The 17,659-nt window shown below is 64.2% G+C and carries 17 protein-coding genes; 9 read left to right on the forward strand and 8 right to left on the reverse strand.

The window, feature by feature from the left end; all coding sequences use genetic code 11:
- Positions 1–20 precede the first annotated feature (20 nt).
- Positions 21–1,517, reverse strand: a complete 1,497-nt coding sequence (hisS, locus tag LB556_RS25440) for a histidine--tRNA ligase (RefSeq protein ID WP_224570345.1) — start codon at positions 1,515–1,517, stop codon at positions 21–23.
- A gap of 236 nt (positions 1,518–1,753) precedes the next feature.
- On the opposite strand from hisS, the gene LB556_RS25445 reads away from it, so the two are divergent.
- Entirely contained in the window at positions 1,754–2,002 is a 249-nt protein-coding gene (locus LB556_RS25445) for a hypothetical protein (RefSeq protein ID WP_224570346.1), read from the forward strand.
- Between the two features lie 32 nt (positions 2,003–2,034).
- Here LB556_RS25445 and LB556_RS25450 read toward each other — a convergent pair whose 3' ends face one another.
- Entirely contained in the window at positions 2,035–2,673 is a 639-nt protein-coding gene (locus tag LB556_RS25450; protein WP_224570347.1) for a DNA-3-methyladenine glycosylase I, read from the reverse strand.
- Positions 2,674–2,885: 212 nt separating this feature from the next.
- Between LB556_RS25450 and LB556_RS25455 the strand changes: the two genes are divergently transcribed.
- Complete coding sequence (locus LB556_RS25455) at positions 2,886–3,629, forward strand: L,D-transpeptidase (protein ID WP_224570348.1); 744 nt, start codon at positions 2,886–2,888, stop codon at positions 3,627–3,629.
- Positions 3,630–3,918: 289 nt separating this feature from the next.
- Positions 3,919–4,839, forward strand: a complete 921-nt coding sequence (locus LB556_RS25460; RefSeq protein WP_224570349.1) for a bifunctional 5,10-methylenetetrahydrofolate dehydrogenase/5,10-methenyltetrahydrofolate cyclohydrolase — start codon at positions 3,919–3,921, stop codon at positions 4,837–4,839.
- Positions 4,840–4,854: 15 nt separating this feature from the next.
- On the opposite strand, the gene glcF is transcribed toward LB556_RS25460, so the two are convergent.
- The 4 genes from glcF to LB556_RS25480 all read right to left on the reverse strand — a co-directional run bounded on the left by glcF (position 4,855) and on the right by LB556_RS25480 (position 10,468).
- Positions 4,855–6,180 carry a glycolate oxidase subunit GlcF gene (glcF, locus tag LB556_RS25465; RefSeq protein WP_224570350.1) on the reverse strand — a complete coding sequence of 442 codons (1,326 nt, stop codon included), beginning with the start codon at positions 6,178–6,180 and terminating at the stop codon, positions 4,855–4,857.
- Positions 6,181–6,190: 10 nt separating this feature from the next.
- Positions 6,191–7,396, reverse strand: coding sequence for an FAD-binding protein (locus LB556_RS25470; protein WP_224570351.1), 1,206 nt, complete (start codon positions 7,394–7,396; stop codon positions 6,191–6,193).
- A gap of 96 nt (positions 7,397–7,492) precedes the next feature.
- Positions 7,493–8,989, reverse strand: coding sequence for an FAD-linked oxidase C-terminal domain-containing protein (locus tag LB556_RS25475; protein ID WP_224570352.1), 1,497 nt, complete (start codon positions 8,987–8,989; stop codon positions 7,493–7,495).
- Positions 8,990–9,145: 156 nt separating this feature from the next.
- A complete protein-coding gene (locus tag LB556_RS25480) occupies positions 9,146–10,468 on the reverse strand; it encodes a DUF3422 family protein (RefSeq protein WP_224570353.1) in 1,323 nt (440 codons plus the stop codon).
- A gap of 206 nt (positions 10,469–10,674) precedes the next feature.
- Here LB556_RS25480 and LB556_RS25485 point away from each other — a divergent pair, with 206 nt between their 5' ends.
- The 3 genes from LB556_RS25485 to LB556_RS25495 are packed head-to-tail and all read left to right on the forward strand — an operon-like array spanning position 10,675 to position 13,448.
- Entirely contained in the window at positions 10,675–11,478 is an 804-nt protein-coding gene (locus LB556_RS25485) for a FadR/GntR family transcriptional regulator (RefSeq protein WP_224570354.1), read from the forward strand.
- A gap of 25 nt (positions 11,479–11,503) precedes the next feature.
- The gene (locus LB556_RS25490) at positions 11,504–12,640 is read left to right on the forward strand and encodes an alpha-hydroxy acid oxidase (RefSeq protein ID WP_224570355.1); all 1,137 of its coding nucleotides are present in this window, start codon (positions 11,504–11,506) and stop codon (positions 12,638–12,640) included.
- A 34-nt stretch (positions 12,641–12,674) separates the two neighbouring features.
- Complete coding sequence (locus tag LB556_RS25495; RefSeq protein ID WP_224570395.1) at positions 12,675–13,448, forward strand: metallophosphoesterase; 774 nt, start codon at positions 12,675–12,677, stop codon at positions 13,446–13,448.
- Between the two features lie 35 nt (positions 13,449–13,483).
- On the opposite strand, the gene LB556_RS25500 is transcribed toward LB556_RS25495, so the two are convergent.
- Both LB556_RS25500 and LB556_RS25505 read right to left on the reverse strand, forming a co-directional pair.
- Positions 13,484–13,624 carry a hypothetical protein gene (locus LB556_RS25500; protein WP_224570401.1) on the reverse strand — a complete coding sequence of 47 codons (141 nt, stop codon included), beginning with the start codon at positions 13,622–13,624 and terminating at the stop codon, positions 13,484–13,486.
- A 284-nt stretch (positions 13,625–13,908) separates the two neighbouring features.
- Positions 13,909–14,607 carry a type 1 glutamine amidotransferase gene (locus LB556_RS25505; protein WP_224570356.1) on the reverse strand — a complete coding sequence of 233 codons (699 nt, stop codon included), beginning with the start codon at positions 14,605–14,607 and terminating at the stop codon, positions 13,909–13,911.
- Positions 14,608–14,694: 87 nt separating this feature from the next.
- Between LB556_RS25505 and LB556_RS25510 the strand changes: the two genes are divergently transcribed.
- The 3 genes from LB556_RS25510 (at position 14,695) to LB556_RS25520 (ending at position 17,642) form a co-directional block, all read left to right on the forward strand.
- Positions 14,695–15,357 (forward strand): hypothetical protein, encoded by a 663-nt coding sequence (locus LB556_RS25510; RefSeq protein ID WP_224570357.1) that lies wholly within the window; start codon positions 14,695–14,697, stop codon positions 15,355–15,357.
- A 31-nt stretch (positions 15,358–15,388) separates the two neighbouring features.
- On the forward strand, positions 15,389–16,123 hold the full coding sequence (locus LB556_RS25515) for a 16S rRNA (uracil(1498)-N(3))-methyltransferase (RefSeq protein ID WP_224570396.1): 735 nt from the start codon (positions 15,389–15,391) through the stop codon (positions 16,121–16,123).
- A gap of 145 nt (positions 16,124–16,268) precedes the next feature.
- A complete protein-coding gene (locus LB556_RS25520) occupies positions 16,269–17,642 on the forward strand; it encodes a glutamate--cysteine ligase (RefSeq protein ID WP_224570358.1) in 1,374 nt (457 codons plus the stop codon).
- The last annotated feature ends 17 nt before the right edge of the window (positions 17,643–17,659 follow it).

Raw genomic sequence — 17,659 nt, forward strand, 5'->3', positions numbered from 1 at the left:
AAGAGGCCGCGCGGTGCTCGTCACTTGGCCCTCTCCTCGGCCTGCGCCGCCAGGATCTTCTTCACCTCGGCGACCAGTTCGCCCTCAGCGACTGTCACCTGCGCCGGCCTTGCCGCGCGCCACTCGGCGTTGTCGGTGATTTCGGCCGACATGCGCGCGCCTTCGATCAGGTCCTTGATCTGCACCTCGCCCTTGGCGCGCTCGTCGCCGCCCTGGATAACGGCGACCGGACAACCGCGGCGGTCGGCATATTTGAGCTGCGCCTTCATGCCGGCGCCGCCGAGATACATTTCGGAGCGAATGCCGGCGGCGCGCAATTGCGAGACCATCTTCTGGTAGCGGCCGAGGCTTTCCGTGTCCCTGTCCATGACCAGCACGACAACCGGCGCGATGACGTCGGCGCTGTCGAGCTTGCCGAGGTTCTTCAGCGCCGTCATCAGCCTGGAGACGCCGATGGAAAAGCCGGTTGCCGGAACCGGTTCGCCACGGAAGCGTGAGACCAACCCGTCATAGCGCCCGCCGCCGCCGACCGAACCGAAGCGCACGATCTGGCCGTCCTCGTTGGGGATTTCGGCCAGCAGCTCGGCCTCGAAGACCGGGCCGGTGTAGTATTCGAGACCACGCACAACGGATCGATCCATGGCGATGCGGTCCTCGACATATCCGGCGGCCCTGACCAGGGCCTCGATCGTCGCGAGTTCACCAACGCCCTCCTGGTAGACCGCATTCCCGCTGACGCTGGCGTCCTGGCCAGCCTGCGCATTTCGCGCGGTCGCCAGAAGAACGGCCTCGGCTTGCGTGTCATTCAGCCCGGCGCCCTTGGCGAAGTCGCCCTCGCCTTCCTTGCCGCCGTCCCAACGCCCCGGGCCAAGCAGAAGCCGGACCCCTTCCGGGCCGAGCTTGTCGAGCTTGTCGATGGCGCGCAGCACCGTCAGCCGACGGCCGGCATTCTCATCACCACCAAGGCCGATCGCCTCGAGCACGCCGTCCAGCACCTTGCGGCTGTTGACGCGGATGACGTAGTCGCCGCGCTTGATGCCGAGCGCCTCCATGACGTCGGCCATCATCATCGCCATCTCGGCGTCGGCGGCGACGCCCGGCGTGCCGATTGTGTCGGCGTCGAACTGCATGAACTGGCGGAAGCGGCCGGGGCCGGGCTTTTCGTTGCGGAACACCCAGCCGGAACGGTAGCTGCGGTAGGGTTTGGGCAGGCGCTCGAAATTCTCGGCGACGAAACGCGCCGTCGGCGCGGTCAGGTCGTAGCGCAGCGACAGCCACTGGTCGTCATCGTCCTGGAAGGAGAACACGCCTTCGTTCGGCCGGTCCTGGTCGGGCAGGAATTTTCCGAGCGCGTCCGTATATTCGATCAGCGGTTGGTCGGCGGGTTCGAAGCCATAGAGTTCATAGACCGAGCGGATCGTCGCCATCATCTTCTCGACGGCGCGGATGTCCTCGGCGCTGCGGTCGGCAAACCCGCGCGGCAGCCGCGCTTTCGTCTTTTCCGATTTGTCGGCCATGGGTGCTTGCTCAGTGTTTGTGGCGATGGCAGGTCGGTAATGCTGCGATTTTCACAACATGATGCGATTTTCACAACGCGCGTGTCCTAAACGATGACGCTTGGTGCGGCAAGGCCATGCGAAGCCTCGCCTCACAGCAACAAACCACTGCGAAAATGAACCAATTCCGCCATAAGCGCGGCATTCCGCCGACACAATCGCGGACGATAAACAGGCCGAAACAAGGGGATCGGGCCATGGCTGTGGCGCGGAAATTCGACATCGGCGATGGCGGCGCAAGCGGCCTGCACGCACATCTGCGCCCGGCCGACACCCACACTCACAAGATGACAAGCCAGGCAGCCGGTCCGTTCGAGCCCGGCGAAGGCGCCAGCCCCGCCATGCGGGATGCGCTGGTGACCGGCCTGCTGGTGATTTATCCGGCCCTCGCCATCGTGGCCGCCATCGTCGCCGGGCTTTACCTGTCCGGAGCCGCCGGCACCTGATAGGCGGCAGCCTGCTCACGGGACTTGAAGCGCTATTTCGGCCGCTTGAATGCCTTGCGTTCCTTCTCGACCTCGTTGCGGCACACACATCCCACGAGATGGTCGTTGACCAGGCCCATAGCCTGCATGAAGGCGTAGACTGTGGTCGGGCCGACGAAGGTCCAACCGCGCTTCTTCAGGTCCTTCGAAATCCGCACGGAAACCGCGGTGGTCGGGTTGGCGCGCAGATGGGCGAGGTCGACGGTTTCAGGCCGCTCGTCCTTGCCAGGCTCGAACTTCCAGAACCAGGCGGCCAGCGAGCCGAACTCGTCGGCCATCTCGCGGGCGCGTTTGGCGTTGTTGATGGTCGAGACGATCTTGCCGCGATGGCGGATGATGCCGGCATTGCCGAGCAGGCGCTCGACGTCCCGCTCCGTGAAGGCCGCGACCTTGTCGAAGTCGAAGCCGGCGAAGGCCTCGCGAAAATTCTCCCGCTTGCGCAGGATGGTCAGCCACGACAGGCCCGACTGAAACCCTTCAAGGCAGATCTTTTCGAACAGTCTGCGGTCGTCGGCCACCGGCCGGCCCCATTCATGATCATGATAGTGCAGATAGTCGGGCAGATTGCCGTGCCAGAAGCAGCGCACGATACCGTCGGGACCGGAGAGCAGGCCGGTGTTTTCCTTTTCCATACCAAAAATCCATTCGTTAACGTGCTTTTGCGCTGTTTTACCGTGGCTTTACCAGATTCCTGAACCAGGCGGTAACCACACCAAAAGGTTTACCGACTGGGCGGCATTTTACGCATTCCGATTCATGTTTCGGTTGCTGCTAGCACGCCAATGATCGCTGAACCCGGGAGCGTTGCCACCCGGTTGTATCCGAGGATCAAGGTGCGTTCCCGATGAATAGAGTTCTGTTTCCCTTGCTCGGCGCCATGGCTGTCCTTGCCGCCGGCGTCACGCCTTCCAATGCCCAGGACCGCTATGCCGACAGGCCGCCGGTAATGGTGAGCCCCGATCTATCCGCACCCTGGGTGCTGCAGCTTGGCCATGCGCCCGGCATCGTGCGGCAGAACCGTTCAGTCGTACAGCAACGCCCGCGCTACGCACAGCCGCAAGCACAGCCCGACCGGGTGCAGACGGCGGCCGTGCAGGCGCCGGGCAAACGCATGCTCATGCGCCCGCAGATCAACCCGATCTACCTGCCGCAGGAAGTCGCCTATGACGGTGGGCAGAAGCCAGGCACCATCGTGATCGATACGACGCAGAATTTCCTCTATCTGGTCGAAAAGAACGGCAAGGCGCGGCGCTACGGCGTCGGCACCGGCAAGCCGGGCTTTGAATGGTCGGGCACGCACAAGATCACCAACAAGCGAATCTGGCCGGACTGGCGTCCGCCGTCCGAGATGATCAAACGCGAGGCGGCCAAGGGCCGCTACCTGCCGACCTATCTGGCCGGCGGCATCGAAAACCCGCTCGGCGCCCGTGCGCTCTATATTGGCACGACTGAATACCGCATCCACGGCACCAACCAGCCATGGACGATCGGTGGCGCGGTGTCGTCAGGCTGCATCCGCATGCGCAACGAGGACGTCGTCGACCTTTATGAACGGGTCAATGTCGGAACCACGGTCGAAGTGATATAGTGACGGCGAATCAGCTGGTTAAGCAGTGCTGAGAAGGTTTTGGCGCGCTGTTGCCCTCAAGCCCTAGCGCGCTGTTGGAAGACGTGCTTAGACTGGCAACGAGTTAACGGGGGACGGGCCGTGTGGGGATACGGCCAGTCACGAGAGGGCAGCACGGGTAACCGGGCTGCCCTTTTCGTTTCATGGTGCGACAGGTCGCCCCGGAGGCACGGTGTTTCGTTTTCAGGGCTGATTTCCGGGCCATGCTCTGCTATTGCACTGCACAATCTCCCCACCAAAGGTTCGAACTATGTCCCTGTCCGACGACAGCCGCTATCTCAAGGGCGGCCCGGTTGCCCAGCGCATCATCGCCGCCGTGCGCGAGGATGCGGCCATTGCCAAGGCCGAGGGTTTTCCGCCCAAGCTGATCTCGATCACCGTCGGCGATACCGACGCGGTCGATGTCTATGTGCGCAACCAGCGCGCCAAGGCCCAGCTCGCCGGCATCGATTTCGAGGAGCGGCGTTTTCCCGCCACCATCACGTCGGGTGAGTTGGAAGCAGCCATCCACGGGCTGAACGCCGATCCCCGCGTAACCGGCATCATCATCCAGCGGCCGGTTCCCGCGCATATCCCGATCAAGACGCTGCAGGCGGCCGTGCATCCGCTGAAGGACGTCGAGGGCATGCACCCGGCCTCGATCGGCAACATCGTCTACAACCAGCTCGACCTCGCGCCCTGCACGGCGGCGGCCTCGGTCGAGTTGCTCAAGGAAACCGGCCTCGACCTCAAGGGGCTGGAAGTGGTCGTCGTCGGCCATTCGGAAATCGTCGGCAAGCCGATCGCCTTCCTGTTGATGAGCGAGGGCGCGACAGTCACTGTCTGCCATCACATGACGCGCTCGGTCGCCGCTCATGCGCGGCGCGCCGACGCCCTGTTCGTCGCCGTCGGCAAGCCCAGGCTGATCAAGGCCGACATGGTGAAGCCGGGTGCCGCCGTCATCGACATCGGCATCAATTCGGAAATCGGGCCTGACGGGGCGAGCCGCATCGTCGGTGACGTCGATACCGAAAGCGTACGCGAGGTCGCCTCCTGGATCACGCCGGTGCCAGGCGGCGTCGGCCCGATCACGGTGGCGATCCTGTTGCGCAACACCATGGTGGCGCTCAGCCGGCAGCGCGCGCTCTACGAGGCAACCTACGGCACGTCGGACAGGCTTGCGGCGGAGTAGCGCCGGAACGGACGCCTATTCCGCCGCGATCGGGCTGTCCTCCCCAACACCTGTAGGTCTCGGCCCGCCATAGGCCCAGTCGAGCAATTTGATCGTGTGCACCACAGGCATGCTGGCGGCGGAGGCGATCTGCGTGATGCAGCCGATATTGCCGGTGGCGACGACCGAGGCGCCCGTCGCCTCGATGTTTCTCACCTTGCGGTCGCGGAGTTTGGCCGAAATCTCGGATTGCAGGATGTTGTAGGTGCCGGCCGAACCACAGCACAGATGGCCCTCGCGCGGCTCGCGGACGATGAAACCGGCCTTGGCGAGCAACTCCTTCGGTTGGCGCGTTATCTTCTGGCCGTGCTGCATGGAGCAGGCGGAATGATAGGCAACGACCATGCCCGGCTTGCGCACCGGCTCGGGCAGATCGAGGCTAGCCAGATATTCGGTGATATCCTTGGCCAGCGCCGAGACCTGTGCGGCCTTGTCGGCATAGCCTGGATCGAGGCGCAGCATGAAGCCGTAATCCTTGATCGTCGTGCCGCAGCCCGACGCGGTGATGATGATGGCGTCGAGCCCGCCCTGGTCGATGGCGCGCGTCCAGGCATCGACATTTTGCCTGGCCGAGGCAAGCGCTGCCTCTTCCCGTCCCATGTGATGGACCAGTGCGCCGCAGCAGCCCTCGCCCGGCGGCACCACCACCTCGATGCCGAGCCGCGTCAGCAGCGAGATGGTCGCATCGTTGATGGCGGGATCGAGCACCGATTGCGCGCAGCCGGTGAGGATGGCGACACGGCCTTTTTTCGTTCCCTGCCCGGCGTGAACGCCCGGCAAGGCCATTGGCGAAGCCTCTGGGATCGATGCCGGGGCGAGCCTGAGCATCGCGCCGAGCGGCTTCAGCGCCGGGAGCTTCTCGAACAAGCCAATGAACGGCTTGCCCAGTTTCGCCAGTTTGAGCGCGGCGCGGAAACGCTGGGGATAAGGCAGCACGAAGGCCAGCATGGCGCGGGTCAGGCGATCGAGCAGCGGACGCTTGTAGGTTTCCTGGATGTGCGCACGAGCGTGATCGACAAGATGCATGTAGTTCACGCCCGACGGACATGTGGTCATGCAGGCGAGGCAGGACAGGCAGCGGTCGATATGGGTGACGATCTCCTTGTCGGCGGGACGGCCGTTCTCCAGCATGTCCTTGATGAGATAGATGCGCCCGCGTGGCGAGTCGAGCTCATTGCCAAGCGTCACATAGGTCGGGCAGGTGGCGGTGCAGAAGCCGCAATGCACGCATTTGCGCAGGATCTTTTCGGACTCGGCTACATGCGGATCGGCAAGCTGGGCAAGCGAAAAATTGGTCTGCATTTCTGATGTCCTAAGCCATGCGGCCGGGATTGAGGATGTTCTTCGGGTCGAATTCCTGTTTCAGCCGCTGGCCGAGCGCGGCAAGCGCCGGCGCCTGCGGCTCGAACACCGGCAGCGCGGCGCGATGGGCAGGGGCCGCGCGCACCAGCGTCGCATGGCCGCCGCCATGCTTCTTCAGGAGCCCGCGCAACAAACCGGCTTCCGGGTCGCCCTCCTCCATGCGCAGCCACACCAGCCCACCCTGCCAGTCATAGAAGGCGCTGACGGCAGCCTGCATGCGCAGGGTCAGGACCATCTGATGGCCCTGGACAGGTGTCATCGAGACCCGCCAGACCGGCTTCTCGCTGCCGTCGGCGAAGGGCCTGATATCGCGCACGTCGCGCCAGATTGCCTTGGAGGTCTCACCGGCAATCTCTTCCAGTGGCCCGGCCTTGCCGAGCAGTGCCCTCAACGCGGCGATGCGGTAAGCGACGGAAGGACCAAAGCCTTCGACGCGCAGCAGCGTGGCGGCTTCACTGCCAAGCGTGCCGCCGGCAACGCGCGCGGCGATGCGCTCCGGCAGATGGGCGGCACTCGACACTTCCGCGCTGGACCCAAGCGCCAATGCCATGGCACTTGCTGCGGCATCGTCTAGCAGGCCACGGACTGCGAGCGTGACTTCGGTCTCGGCTGCCGGCAGAACCTTGAAGGTGACGTCGGTGAACACGGCCAGTGTGCCCCAGCTGTTGGCCATCAGCTTGGAGAGATCATAACCGGTGACGTTCTTGACCACGCGGCCGCCCGACTTGAAGGCTTCACCCCGTCCGGAGACGACGTTGATGCCAAGGATATGGTCGCGCGCGGCGCCCGCCTTCAGCCGGCGCGGACCGGACAGATTGGCGCCGAGCACGCCGCCGATGGTGCCCTTGCCCGGCTCGCCGCCGAGCAGCGGTCCGTAATCCATCGGCTCGAAAGCGAGCTGCTGGCCATTTTCAGCCAGCAGCCCTTCGATTTCGGCCAGAGGCGTGCCTGATTTGGCCGACAGCACCAGTTCGGCGGGTTCGTAGAGGGTCACGCCCGAAAGTTTCGACAGGTCGAGCGTGTGCTCGGTCTGCAACGGACGGCCAATGCCGCGCTTGGAGCCGTGGCCGAGGACTTCCAGCGGCGACTCTTCCGCCGCCGCCCAGGCAACGGTGGAGAGGACTTCATCTGGAGTAAGGGGGGTGAAGGTGGTCATGTTCGCACCTGGCTTCTCGCCGTCTCGGGCTGCGTCCGAGCCACCTCTCCCCTGCTTTGCGGGGGCGAGGAACCCCTGTTCTGAGACGCCGTCACCTCAAAACCTCGGAATGTCGGGAAACGCCACCTGCCCGCGATGCACGTGCATGCGCCCCAGTTCGGCGCAACGGCGCAGTTGCGGGAACACTTTTCCGGGATTGAGCAGATGGTTGGGGTCGAAGGCGCATTTGACACGCATTTGCTGGTCGAGGTCGACCTGGTTGAACATTTCGGGCATCAGGTCGCGCTTCTCGACCCCGACGCCATGCTCGCCGGTGAGCACGCCACCGACCTTGACGCAGAGCCGCAAGATATCGGCGCCGAAGCTTTCGGCCTTGTCGAGTTCGCCCGGCACATTGGCATCGTAGAGGATGAGCGGGTGCAGATTGCCATCGCCGGCGTGGAAGACATTGGCGACGCCGAGCCCATATTTCTCGGAGAGTTCACGCATGCCGTGCAGCACCCGCGGCAGTTCCTTGCGCGGGATGGTGCCATCCATGCAGTAGTAATCAGGCGAGATGCGGCCGACCGCCGGGAAGGCCGCCTTGCGGCCGGCCCAGAAACTCAGGCGCTCCTGTTCGGACTGCGAAATGCGGCAGGTGGTCGAGCCGTTGCGGATGGCGATCGCCTCGACCGCGATGATGAGATGATCGACCTCGACTGCCGGCCCGTCGAGTTCGACGATCAGCAGCGCCTCGACGTCCAGCGGATAACCGGCGTGGACGAAATCCTCCGCGGCATGGATCGCCGGACGATCCATCATTTCCATGCCGCCTGGAATGATGCCGGCGCCGATGATGTCGGCGACGCATTGGCCGCCCTGCTCGCTGGTTGGAAAGCCGATCAGCAGCGCGCGCGCCGTCTCCGGCTTCTTCAGGATGCGCACGGTGACCTCGGTGACGACGCCGAGCAGACCTTCCGAGCCGGTCATGACGCCGAGCAGGTCATAGCCTTCCGCGTCGAGGTGGCCGCCGCCGAGCCGCACCACCTCGCCATTCATCAGCACCATCTCGATGCCCAGCACATTGTTGGCGGTAAGGCCGTATTTCAGGCAGTGCACGCCGCCGGAGTTCTCCGCCACGTTGCCGCCGATCGAGCAGGCGATCTGGGAGGATGGATCGGGAGCATAGTAAAAGCCCTCCTGCTCGACGGCGATGGAAATGCCGAGATTGGTGACGCCCGGCTGGGCGACGACGATCCGGTTGGGAAAATCGATCCCGAGGATACGGTTGAACCGGCTCATGACGAGCAGCACCGCGTCCTCCAGCGGCAGTGCGCCGCCCGACAGGGACGTGCCCGAGCCCCGCGGTACGACACGGATGTTGCGGTCGTTGCAGTATTTCAGCACGCGCGAAACCTGCGCCACCGTCTCGGGCAACACCACGACCAGCGGCACTTGCCGGTAGGCGGTCAGGCCGTCGCTTTCGAAGGCACGCATCTCATTGGCCGCGTCGACCACACCCTCGCCCGGCACGATGATGCGCATGTCGGCGACGATTTCGTTACGCCGGCGCAGCGTCTCGGCGTCTGGCTTGGGCATGGCAAGGCCGGACATCGGCACTTCCTCCACTCGACTGGTAAAAATGATTTACCAGCTAGCGACCGTTGTTGCAAACCTTGCTTTGGTAAGGTCCGGGCGGCGGATGCAGGCAAAGCTTCCGCAGCGGCAATCTGCCGCTGCGCATCCATGCCCCCGAAGCGTTGTGGCGGACTATTCGCCCGGATGTTTCGCCGGCTCGGAGTGCATCCGTCGCACCCTGCGCACGCCCCACCAGACCAGGAGGATGGCGACCGGCACCGATGCGGCGGTGACGACCTCCGGCGCGAAGGCATGGCCAAAGACCGACGCGCCCTTGGCGACATAGCCGATGAGACCGACGACGTAATAGGACACGGCGGCGACCGAAAGGCCTTCGACGGTCTGCTGCAGGCGCAATTGCAGGCGGGCGCGGTTGTTCATCGAGGCGAGCAGGTCGCGGTTCTGCTTCTCGACCTCGACGTCGACCCAGGTGCGCAGCAGCGTGGTGGCACGCGTCAGCTTGCGTGACAGATTGGCCTGGCGCTCCTCGACCGAGCGACAGGTGCGCATGGCTGGCGCCATGCGCCGCAGCAGAAAGCCCGCCCAGGTGTCGTAGCCCTGCACGGGCTCCTCATCCAACGCCTCCAGCCTTTCCGTGACGATGCCGTCATAAGCGCGGCTGGCGCCGAAGCGGTAGAGGCTGGAAGCGGCGTCAGCCTCCAGTTCGGCGGCAAGTTCCGTCAGGTCGGCGAGCAAGGTTTGGCTGTCGCGGGTCTCAGTGACCTTCATTTCCAGCGTCGTCTGGGCCAGGCGATCCTCGATGCGGCGGGCGCGGCCGGACAAGGTGAGCGCCAGCGGCAGGCCGAGCATGGCAAGTGTGCGGTAGGTCTCGATATCGATCAGCCGCTGCGATAGCGCACCGGTGCTGGCCGGGGTCAAACCGCGGTCGAGCACCAGCATGCGGGTCATGCCGTCGCCGTCCTGGCGGAAGTCGGTGACGATGGCCGCGTTGCCGCGCTCGACCAGCGAGTAACACAGGCTGGTCGGGTCGAAACCGGCGACCAGCCGCTCGGCTGCCTGCGTCCATTTACGGATCTCGAGCCGGATGCCCGAGATGACGGTTCCCGGCGGCGAAAAGCCATTGCCGAAGGGCGAATCCTCTTGCCCCCGGCCATTCTCGATCAACGGCCCTTCCCAGAGATAGGTCGAAAACTCCGTATGCCGCTCCCAGCGCAGCGTGCCCTTGCCCCATTTCATGGCGTGGTGGCGGGCATGACGTTCGGGGGCGGCGATGCCGAGGCGGCGCGACAGTTCCGAAAGCACGGCATGGTCGACCGACGAACCTCCTTCGGTCATGAAGGAGAGCTGGACGAGCACGCGCGGTTTCTCGACCAGCGGATGCGGACGGGCATGAACCTCGCCGAGCGCGCCGGGCCGGCCTTCATGCGCCGGAAAGCCCATGACGCTACCCTGGCTGCGCGGCTGGAATTCAAGATTGGACGTCTCGTCCGACACGTCTGGTCCCCCTGGTTTCGACCTTCGTGCAATGGCGTCGTCTTGCGGCAATCGGCAAGGGACGTAAACAGCAAAGTTTAGCGGAAGGCGATCTGCTGGCGCGGCGCGAAAATCGACCGAATTGGACGAATTGGATAAATAATTTGACCAGTTGGCGACAGTGGCTTTAATCTGCGCGTCATCATTCCATTCCTCAGGCGCTTCCTTTGAGCGACATTTTCTCCAGGATCGAGCATTCGCGCACCGCCGACGAGGTGGTGCAGCAGATCGAGAGCCTCATTCTCGAAGGTGTGCTGCGCACCGGCGACCGGTTGCCGGGCGAGCGCGAACTGGCACGCCAGTTCGAGGTCTCGCGGCCAATCCTGCGCGACGCACTGAAGGCGCTCGAAGGGCGCGGCCTGCTGTCGACCCGTCCGGGCGGCGGCACGCACGTCGCCGACATCATCGGCCAACTGTTCACCAAGCCGGTGGCGGACCTGATCTCGACACATCGCAAGGCGGTGGCCGACTATCTGGAATACCGCCGCGAGATCGAAGGGATAGCGGCGGAATACGCGGCGCGGCGTGCCACACCGGAGGACCTTGCCCTGCTCGACCGCATCATGGCGCGCATGGACGAGGCGCATCGCACCGGCGACTTCGACGACGAGGCCGAGATCGATGTCGAGTTCCATCATGCGATCTGCGAATGCGCGCACAACATCCTGCTCCTGCACACGCTGCGTTCCTGCTATCGGCTCTTGTCGGAAGGCGTGTTCCAGAACCGGCTTCTGGTCTTCACCGTGCCCGGCGCGCGAGAAGCGCTGCTGGCGCAGCACCGGGCGATCCATGCCGCCGTCAAGGCCGGCGATCCCGCCGGTGCCCGCCAGGCGGCGATGGACCACATGACCTATGTCGAGCGTTCGATGGCGGAAGCCGAACGCAGCGGCGACTGGCAGCGCGTCTCGCGGCTGAGGCTGCGGCAGCGCTCGGAAGCGGGCGACAGCGAACCAGCGCGCAGACGCTCCTAGATAATTCGATCAAGCGGGGACCATCATGAGCGACATTCTCACCATCGCAGACCTCAAGGATCTCGCGCGCCGGCGCGTGCCCAAGATGTTCTTCGACTATGCCGACTCCGGTGCCTGGACCGAGAGCACTTACCGGGCCAACGAGGAGGATTTCCAGAAGATCAAGTTCCGACAGCGCGTGCTGGTCGACATGAGCGACCGCTCGCTGGAGTCAACGATGATCGGCCAGAAAGTGTCGATGCCGGTGGCGCTGGCGCCAACCGGCCTGACCGGCATGCAGCATGCCGACGGCGAGATGCTGGCAGCGCAGGCGGCCGAAGAATTCGGTGTGCCGTTCACGCTCTCGACGATGAGCATCTGTTCGATCGAGGATGTCGCCTCGGTGACGAAGAAGCCCTTCTGGTTCCAGCTCTATGTGCTGCGCGACAAGGATTTCGTGCTCAATCTGATCGACCGGGCGAAAGCGGCGAAATGCTCGGCGCTGGTGCTGACGCTCGACCTGCAGATCCTCGGCCAGCGTCACAAGGATGTCCGCAACGGGCTTTCTGCGCCGCCCAAGATGACGTTGGCCAACATAGCCAACATCGCGGTGAGGCCTGGCTGGTGGATGGGCATGGCTGGCACCAAGCGCCGTACCTTCCGCAACATCGTCGGGCATGCCAAGGGTGTCGGCGACGTGGCTTCGCTGTCGTCATGGACGACGGAGCAGTTCGATCCGCAACTGTCGTGGAAGGACGTCGCCTGGATCAAGGAGCGCTGGGGCGGCAAGCTGATCCTCAAGGGCATCCTCGATAAGGAGGACGCGCTGATGGCGGCCAAGACCGGCGCCGATGCGATCATCGTTTCCAACCATGGCGGGCGCCAGCTCGACGGCGCGTCATCGTCGATCATGGTGCTGGAGGAAATCGCCGATGCGGTCGGCGACAGCATAGAGGTGCATATGGATGGCGGTATCCGCTCCGGCCAGGATGTGTTGAAAGCGCTCTGCCTGGGCGCCAAGGGCACCTATATAGGTCGGCCATTTCTTTACGGGCTGGGCGCGCTCGGCAAGGAAGGGGTTACCAAAGCGTTGGAAATCATCCGCAAGGAGATGGACATCACGCTGGCGCTGTGCGGAAAGCGTCTGGTCACCGACATGGGCAAGGAGCAGCTCCGACGCTAAGTCCGTGACGTCTGACCACGGAGATATCGAGACCTTGGCGGAACCCGGCATTCATTTCCTCGACGCACACGGGCCGGACGGCGTGCGTCTCTACGCGATCGGCGACGTGCATGGCCGGCTCGACCTGCTGGCCGCCATGCACGGCCAGATCGAGGCCGAGATCGCGAGGGACCTGGTCGCGGACTGGCGCATCATCCATCTTGGCGACTATGTCGATCGCGGGCCGGACTCCAAGGGCGTCATCGACTTCCTGATCGAGGCGCGCGCACGCGATCCGCGCAACATAATGCTGGCCGGCAACCACGACATCGGCCTTCTCGACTTTCTCAAGACCCCCGATCCCGTAGGGCTCTTCATCCGCTTTGGCGGCATCCAGACCGCGCAATCCTATGGGGTGACGATCAACAATGGCAGCGGCGTCTGGTTCGGCAAGGCGGAATCAGCCATGCGCAAGGGCCATCAAGCCTTGCTCGAAGCCGTGCCGCGAAGCCACGTCGATTTCCTGCGGTCGTTGCCGTTCTCGGTGACGTCGGGCGACTTCTTCTTCTGCCATGCCGGCATCAGGCCGGGCATTGCGCTGGAGAATCAGAACCCGCAGGACCTGGTCTGGATCCGTGACGACTTCCACGATCACACCGGCCTCTTCGCCAAGGTCGTGGTGCACGGCCACACACCGGTCCCGGAGGCGGAAGTGATGGCCAACCGCGTCAATGTCGACACCCTTGCCTGGCAGTCAGGCATGCTTACCGCGCTCGTGGTGGACGGCGTGGACAAACGCATATTGGAAATGTCGATAAAGGAGCCTTGAGTATCCCGGCGCCCGAGGCGCGGAGATGCCTTGGCTCAGCGCAGTGACGCGGTGACGCCGTAGCCGTCGACGGCGTTGTGGTTGTTGGCCGCATCGGCGGCATAGATACCCAGGCCGCAAAGCACGATGGCGGACAGCATGGCAAAGGACAGAAACGCTGCTTTCACGGAGGTCATCTCTTGTTGAGCTTCCTGCATCTGTGCACGAGGCGGTTACCAATGCGTTGAAACTGAAAATACGCCTCAAAGTTTCGACAATTTCGCGCTTCTAGGCGTGTTTCGTATCGATGGTGTGTCGCACGGGTCACACAAAAGGTTCATCCCGGTTGCACAGCCCGCGTAGGGCGCGGGCCTTCTAGAACGGCCGCCGGGCACAAGCCAAGGATGAAAACGGTTTTCCCAAGACGGATTCGTGGCCGCGTGCCAATTATGTCACGCGCCATGGCACGGAGGGCGGATGCTCAGATCGTCGCCACCCAGGCACGGGCGATGGCGAGACCCGCAGCATCGGCGTCAGGACCGTTGCGGGCCATTTCGCCGTCGAGCTTGCCGGCCCAGTCGGGATGGCGCGCGGCAATGGTCGGCGCGAAGGAGGAACTCCAGTCCTTGACCATCGGCCGGTCGGCCTCAAAATGGAACTGGAAGCCGTAGACGGCGCGGCCGACGCGAAACGCCTGGTTTTCAGCGACATCGTTGCCGGCGAGCCGTACGGCATCTTCCGGCAGCTCGAACGTGTCGTCGTGCCACTGGAAGATCGGGAACTTTTCCGGCAATTCAGCCAGCACCGGATCGGCCCTGCCATCCGGCGTCAGCGACACACCGCGCCAGCCGAATTCGTTGGCGCCGCCGATGCGGTTCTCGCCGCCAAAGGCACGGGCGACGAGTTGGCTGCCGAGGCAGATGCCGAGCACCGCGCGGTCCTTGCCGGCGAAATCGCGGGTCAGTTCGAGCAGCGCCGGGAAATAAGGATATTCTTCGTCGGCCAGGGCGTTCTGGCCGCCTCCGAGCACCACCATGGCATCATGGCCGGTGGCGTCCCGGGGCAGCGGATCGCCCTTGTAGGGGAGGCGCAGGTCGAGATCGGCACCCGCTTCCGCCAGTGCCGCGCCAACCTGGCCGAGCCCGGTATTGTCGTAGTTCTGGACTACCAGCACACGCATCGAAAATCCTGCTGACATGAAAATGGTGCCGCGAGCGATATCATGGCGCCGGCATTTCAGCCAAGATGCGAGCATGGGGAGAAAACTATGCCACTGCAGAACCGTGTCGATCCGTTCGGGGCCATCCATGCCGTGCCGGAGCGCGGTCTGTTCACCGGCAATCGCGGCATCATCCACGACCCCGCGACAAGGACTCTCCTGAAAAAGCGCTGGGCGCTGCAGGCCTGGATCATCTGCGTGTGCCAATTCCGCGATGTGCGGCGCGAGCCGATGGGCCGCAACCGCCGGACTGACGACGACTTGGGCGGCAAGGCCGGCTGGACCGAATTGTTCTTTCTCGACGAGGTGACGGCGCTCGCGGCCGGGCATCGGCCCTGCTTCTTTTGCCAGCGCGAACGCGCCAGGGATTTTGTCGACCGCTTCGGCCAGGCCTTCGGCATTGCCGAACCCCGCGCGCCACAGGTCGACAAGCGACTGCACAAGGAACGGCTGGCTTCCGGCGGCAAGCGGCCCGCGGTCGCAATAGACGCGCTTGCCCGCTTGCCCGACGGCGCGATGATCGAAGCTTGCGGCAACGCCTATGCCTTGCACCATGGCAAGGCGTTGCGATGGGCTTTTGCCGGATATGGCCCGCCAACCGGGCTTGACCGGTTCGAGGACGAGACGCTTGTGCTGCTGACCCCGGGAACGACGCTTGCCGTCCTGCGTCACGGCTTTCAACCCATGTGGCATCCTTCCGCCAAGGCTTGACGCCGGCGGCCGCCTCGCCCATTCCTCGGCGATGCGCGCCAACTACAAGATGCAACGCCTGTTCGTGCCCGATGACCTCGGACCAGACATCGAGTTCGAACCCGGCCAGCAGCAGAGCCATTATCTCCTGCATGTGCTGCGGTTGGCCGAAGGCGCCGAGATCCTTGTCTTCAATAGCCGCGACGGCGAATGGTCGGCGGCTATTTCAGCAAAATCAAAGCGGTCGGTTCGGCTGAAGGTACTGGCGCTGCAAAGACCGCAGCCGCCGCTGCCCGATCTCATCTACTGCTTCGCGCCGCTGAAGCAGGGCCGGCTCGACTATCTCGTGCAGAAGGCAGTCGAGATGGGCGCCGGCATCCTGCAGCCGGTCATCACCCAGCATACGCAGGTGGCAAAGCCGTCGCTCGACCGCCTGCGTGCCAATGTCGTCGAGGCCGCCGAACAATGCGGCATCCTGGCGGTGCCGGAGGTTCGCGAGGCGGAAAAATTCGAGCGCCTGCTGACCGGCTGGGACAAGGAAAGGCGGCTGATCTTCTGCGACGAGGACGCTTCGACCAACAACCCACTGCCTGCCTTGCAGGCGGTAAAGGAGAAGAAGCTCGCCCTGCTGGTCGGGCCCGAGGGCGGCTTTTCCGACGAGGAGCGCAAGATGCTGCGGGCGCTCCCCTTCGTGACCGCCATTCCGCTCGGGCCACGTATCCTGCGTGCCGACACGGCTGCCGTGGCAGCACTTGCGGTGATGCAGGCAACAATTGGCGACTGGTAGGACATCGTCTCTTGCAAGAGGTGCTTGCCGGCCGTGGCCTTCAATTCCTCTTGACCTGTGGCTCAGGATTTTTCGCTTGATCGGCTACTGACATTTCGTCCATTTAGCGCCGGCGGTGGGTTCAACCGCCTTTGGGGGCTTGAAAATGGCGCGCGACACAACCGATTTCCGGCCCATCGAAGGCATGGACGAACTCGTCGAGCACCTGGCCGAGGGCAACAAGCCGCGCGAAAAATGGCGCATCGGCACCGAGCACGAGAAATTCCCGTTCTATGTCGATGGCAATGCGCCGGTGCCGTACGGCGGCGAGCGCGGCATCCGCGCCATCCTTGAAGGCATGCAGAACAAGCTGGGCTGGGATCCGATCATGGACGACGGCCGCATCATCGGCCTGGTCGAGCCGACGGGCCAGGGGGCGATTTCGCTCGAGCCCGGCGGCCAGTTCGAGCTCTCCGGCGCGCCGCTGGAAACGATCCACCAGACCTGCCGAGAGGGCAATGCCCACCTGGCGCAGGTGCGCGAGATCGCCGAGCCGATGGGCATCCGCTTCCTCGGCCTCGGCGGCAGCCCGAAATGGTCGCTGGCAGAAACACCGAAAATGCCGAAGTCGCGCTATGAGATCATGACGCGCTACATGCCCAAGGTCGGCACCAAGGGCCTCGACATGATGTACCGCACCTGCACGATCCAGGTTAACCTCGACTTCGAGAGCGAGGCCGACATGCGCCGCAAGATGCAGGTGTCGCTGAAACTGCAGCCGCTGTCGACCGCGCTGTTCGCCAACTCGCCCTTCACAGACAGCCGTCCGAACGGGCTGCAGAGCTGGCGCGGCGATATCTGGCGCGACACCGACAACCAGCGCTCGGGGCTGCTCGAATTCTGCTTCTCACCCGATTTCGGTTTCGCCGATTATGTCGAATGGGCGCTCGACGTGCCGATGTATTTCGTCATCCGCGACGGCCGCTACCACGACATGACGCATATCACCTTCCGCCAGTTCATGGCCGGAGCCGCGCGCAACGAGGTGCCGGACGGGCTGCCGACCATGGGCGATTGGGCGAACCATCTGTCGACGCTGTTTCCGGACGTGCGGCTGAAGCGGTTCCTGGAAATGCGCGGCGCCGATGGCGGCCCCTGGCGGCGCATCTGCGCGCTGCCGGCCTTCTGGGTCGGGCTGCTCTACGACGAGGCGGCGCTCGACGCGGCCGAGGCGTTGACGTCGAGTTGGAGCTACAAGGAAGTGCTGGCCATGCGCAACACCGTGCCCGAACTCGGCATTTCCGCGCCGTTCCGCAACACGACGCTGCGCGAGATCGCGCGCGACGTCATGGCCATTTCGCGCACTGGGCTGAAGAACCGCGGCAGGAAGAACCGCGACGGCTACGATGAAACCTCGTTCCTCAACACGCTCGACGAGGTCGTGGCGCGTGGCACCACCAGCGCCGAGGAGATGCTGTCGGCCTATCACACGCGCTGGGGCGGCTCGATCGAGCCCGTATTCATGGAATATGCCTACTAACCCCGGGCGCTAGCGAG

The sequence above is a fragment of the Mesorhizobium sp. ES1-4 genome (assembly GCF_020164745.1).
Taxonomy (GTDB): Bacteria; Pseudomonadota; Alphaproteobacteria; order Rhizobiales; family Rhizobiaceae; genus Mesorhizobium.

Excerpts from the sequence above, each read along its gene's own strand:
- hisS (WP_224570345.1), bottom strand. The coding sequence starts at position 1,517 with ATGGCCGACAAATCGGAAAAGACGAAAGCGCGGCTGCCGCGCGGGTTT.
- glcF (WP_224570350.1), bottom strand. The coding sequence starts at position 6,180 with ATGCAGACCAATTTTTCGCTTGCCCAGCTTGCCGATCCGCATGTAGCC.
- LB556_RS25520 (WP_224570358.1), top strand. The coding sequence starts at position 16,269 with ATGGCGCGCGACACAACCGATTTCCGGCCCATCGAAGGCATGGACGAA.
- LB556_RS25490 (WP_224570355.1), top strand. The coding sequence starts at position 11,504 with ATGAGCGACATTCTCACCATCGCAGACCTCAAGGATCTCGCGCGCCGG.
- LB556_RS25445 (WP_224570346.1), top strand. The coding sequence starts at position 1,754 with ATGGCTGTGGCGCGGAAATTCGACATCGGCGATGGCGGCGCAAGCGGC.
- LB556_RS25475 (WP_224570352.1), bottom strand. The coding sequence starts at position 8,989 with ATGTCCGGCCTTGCCATGCCCAAGCCAGACGCCGAGACGCTGCGCCGG.
- LB556_RS25515 (WP_224570396.1), top strand. The coding sequence starts at position 15,389 with ATGCGCGCCAACTACAAGATGCAACGCCTGTTCGTGCCCGATGACCTC.
- LB556_RS25460 (WP_224570349.1), top strand. The coding sequence starts at position 3,919 with ATGTCCCTGTCCGACGACAGCCGCTATCTCAAGGGCGGCCCGGTTGCC.
- LB556_RS25450 (WP_224570347.1), bottom strand. The coding sequence starts at position 2,673 with ATGGAAAAGGAAAACACCGGCCTGCTCTCCGGTCCCGACGGTATCGTG.
- LB556_RS25510 (WP_224570357.1), top strand. The coding sequence starts at position 14,695 with ATGCCACTGCAGAACCGTGTCGATCCGTTCGGGGCCATCCATGCCGTG.
- LB556_RS25470 (WP_224570351.1), bottom strand. The coding sequence starts at position 7,396 with ATGACCACCTTCACCCCCCTTACTCCAGATGAAGTCCTCTCCACCGTT.
- LB556_RS25455 (WP_224570348.1), top strand. The coding sequence starts at position 2,886 with ATGAATAGAGTTCTGTTTCCCTTGCTCGGCGCCATGGCTGTCCTTGCC.
- LB556_RS25505 (WP_224570356.1), bottom strand. The coding sequence starts at position 14,607 with ATGCGTGTGCTGGTAGTCCAGAACTACGACAATACCGGGCTCGGCCAG.
- LB556_RS25500 (WP_224570401.1), bottom strand. The coding sequence starts at position 13,624 with ATGACCTCCGTGAAAGCAGCGTTTCTGTCCTTTGCCATGCTGTCCGCC.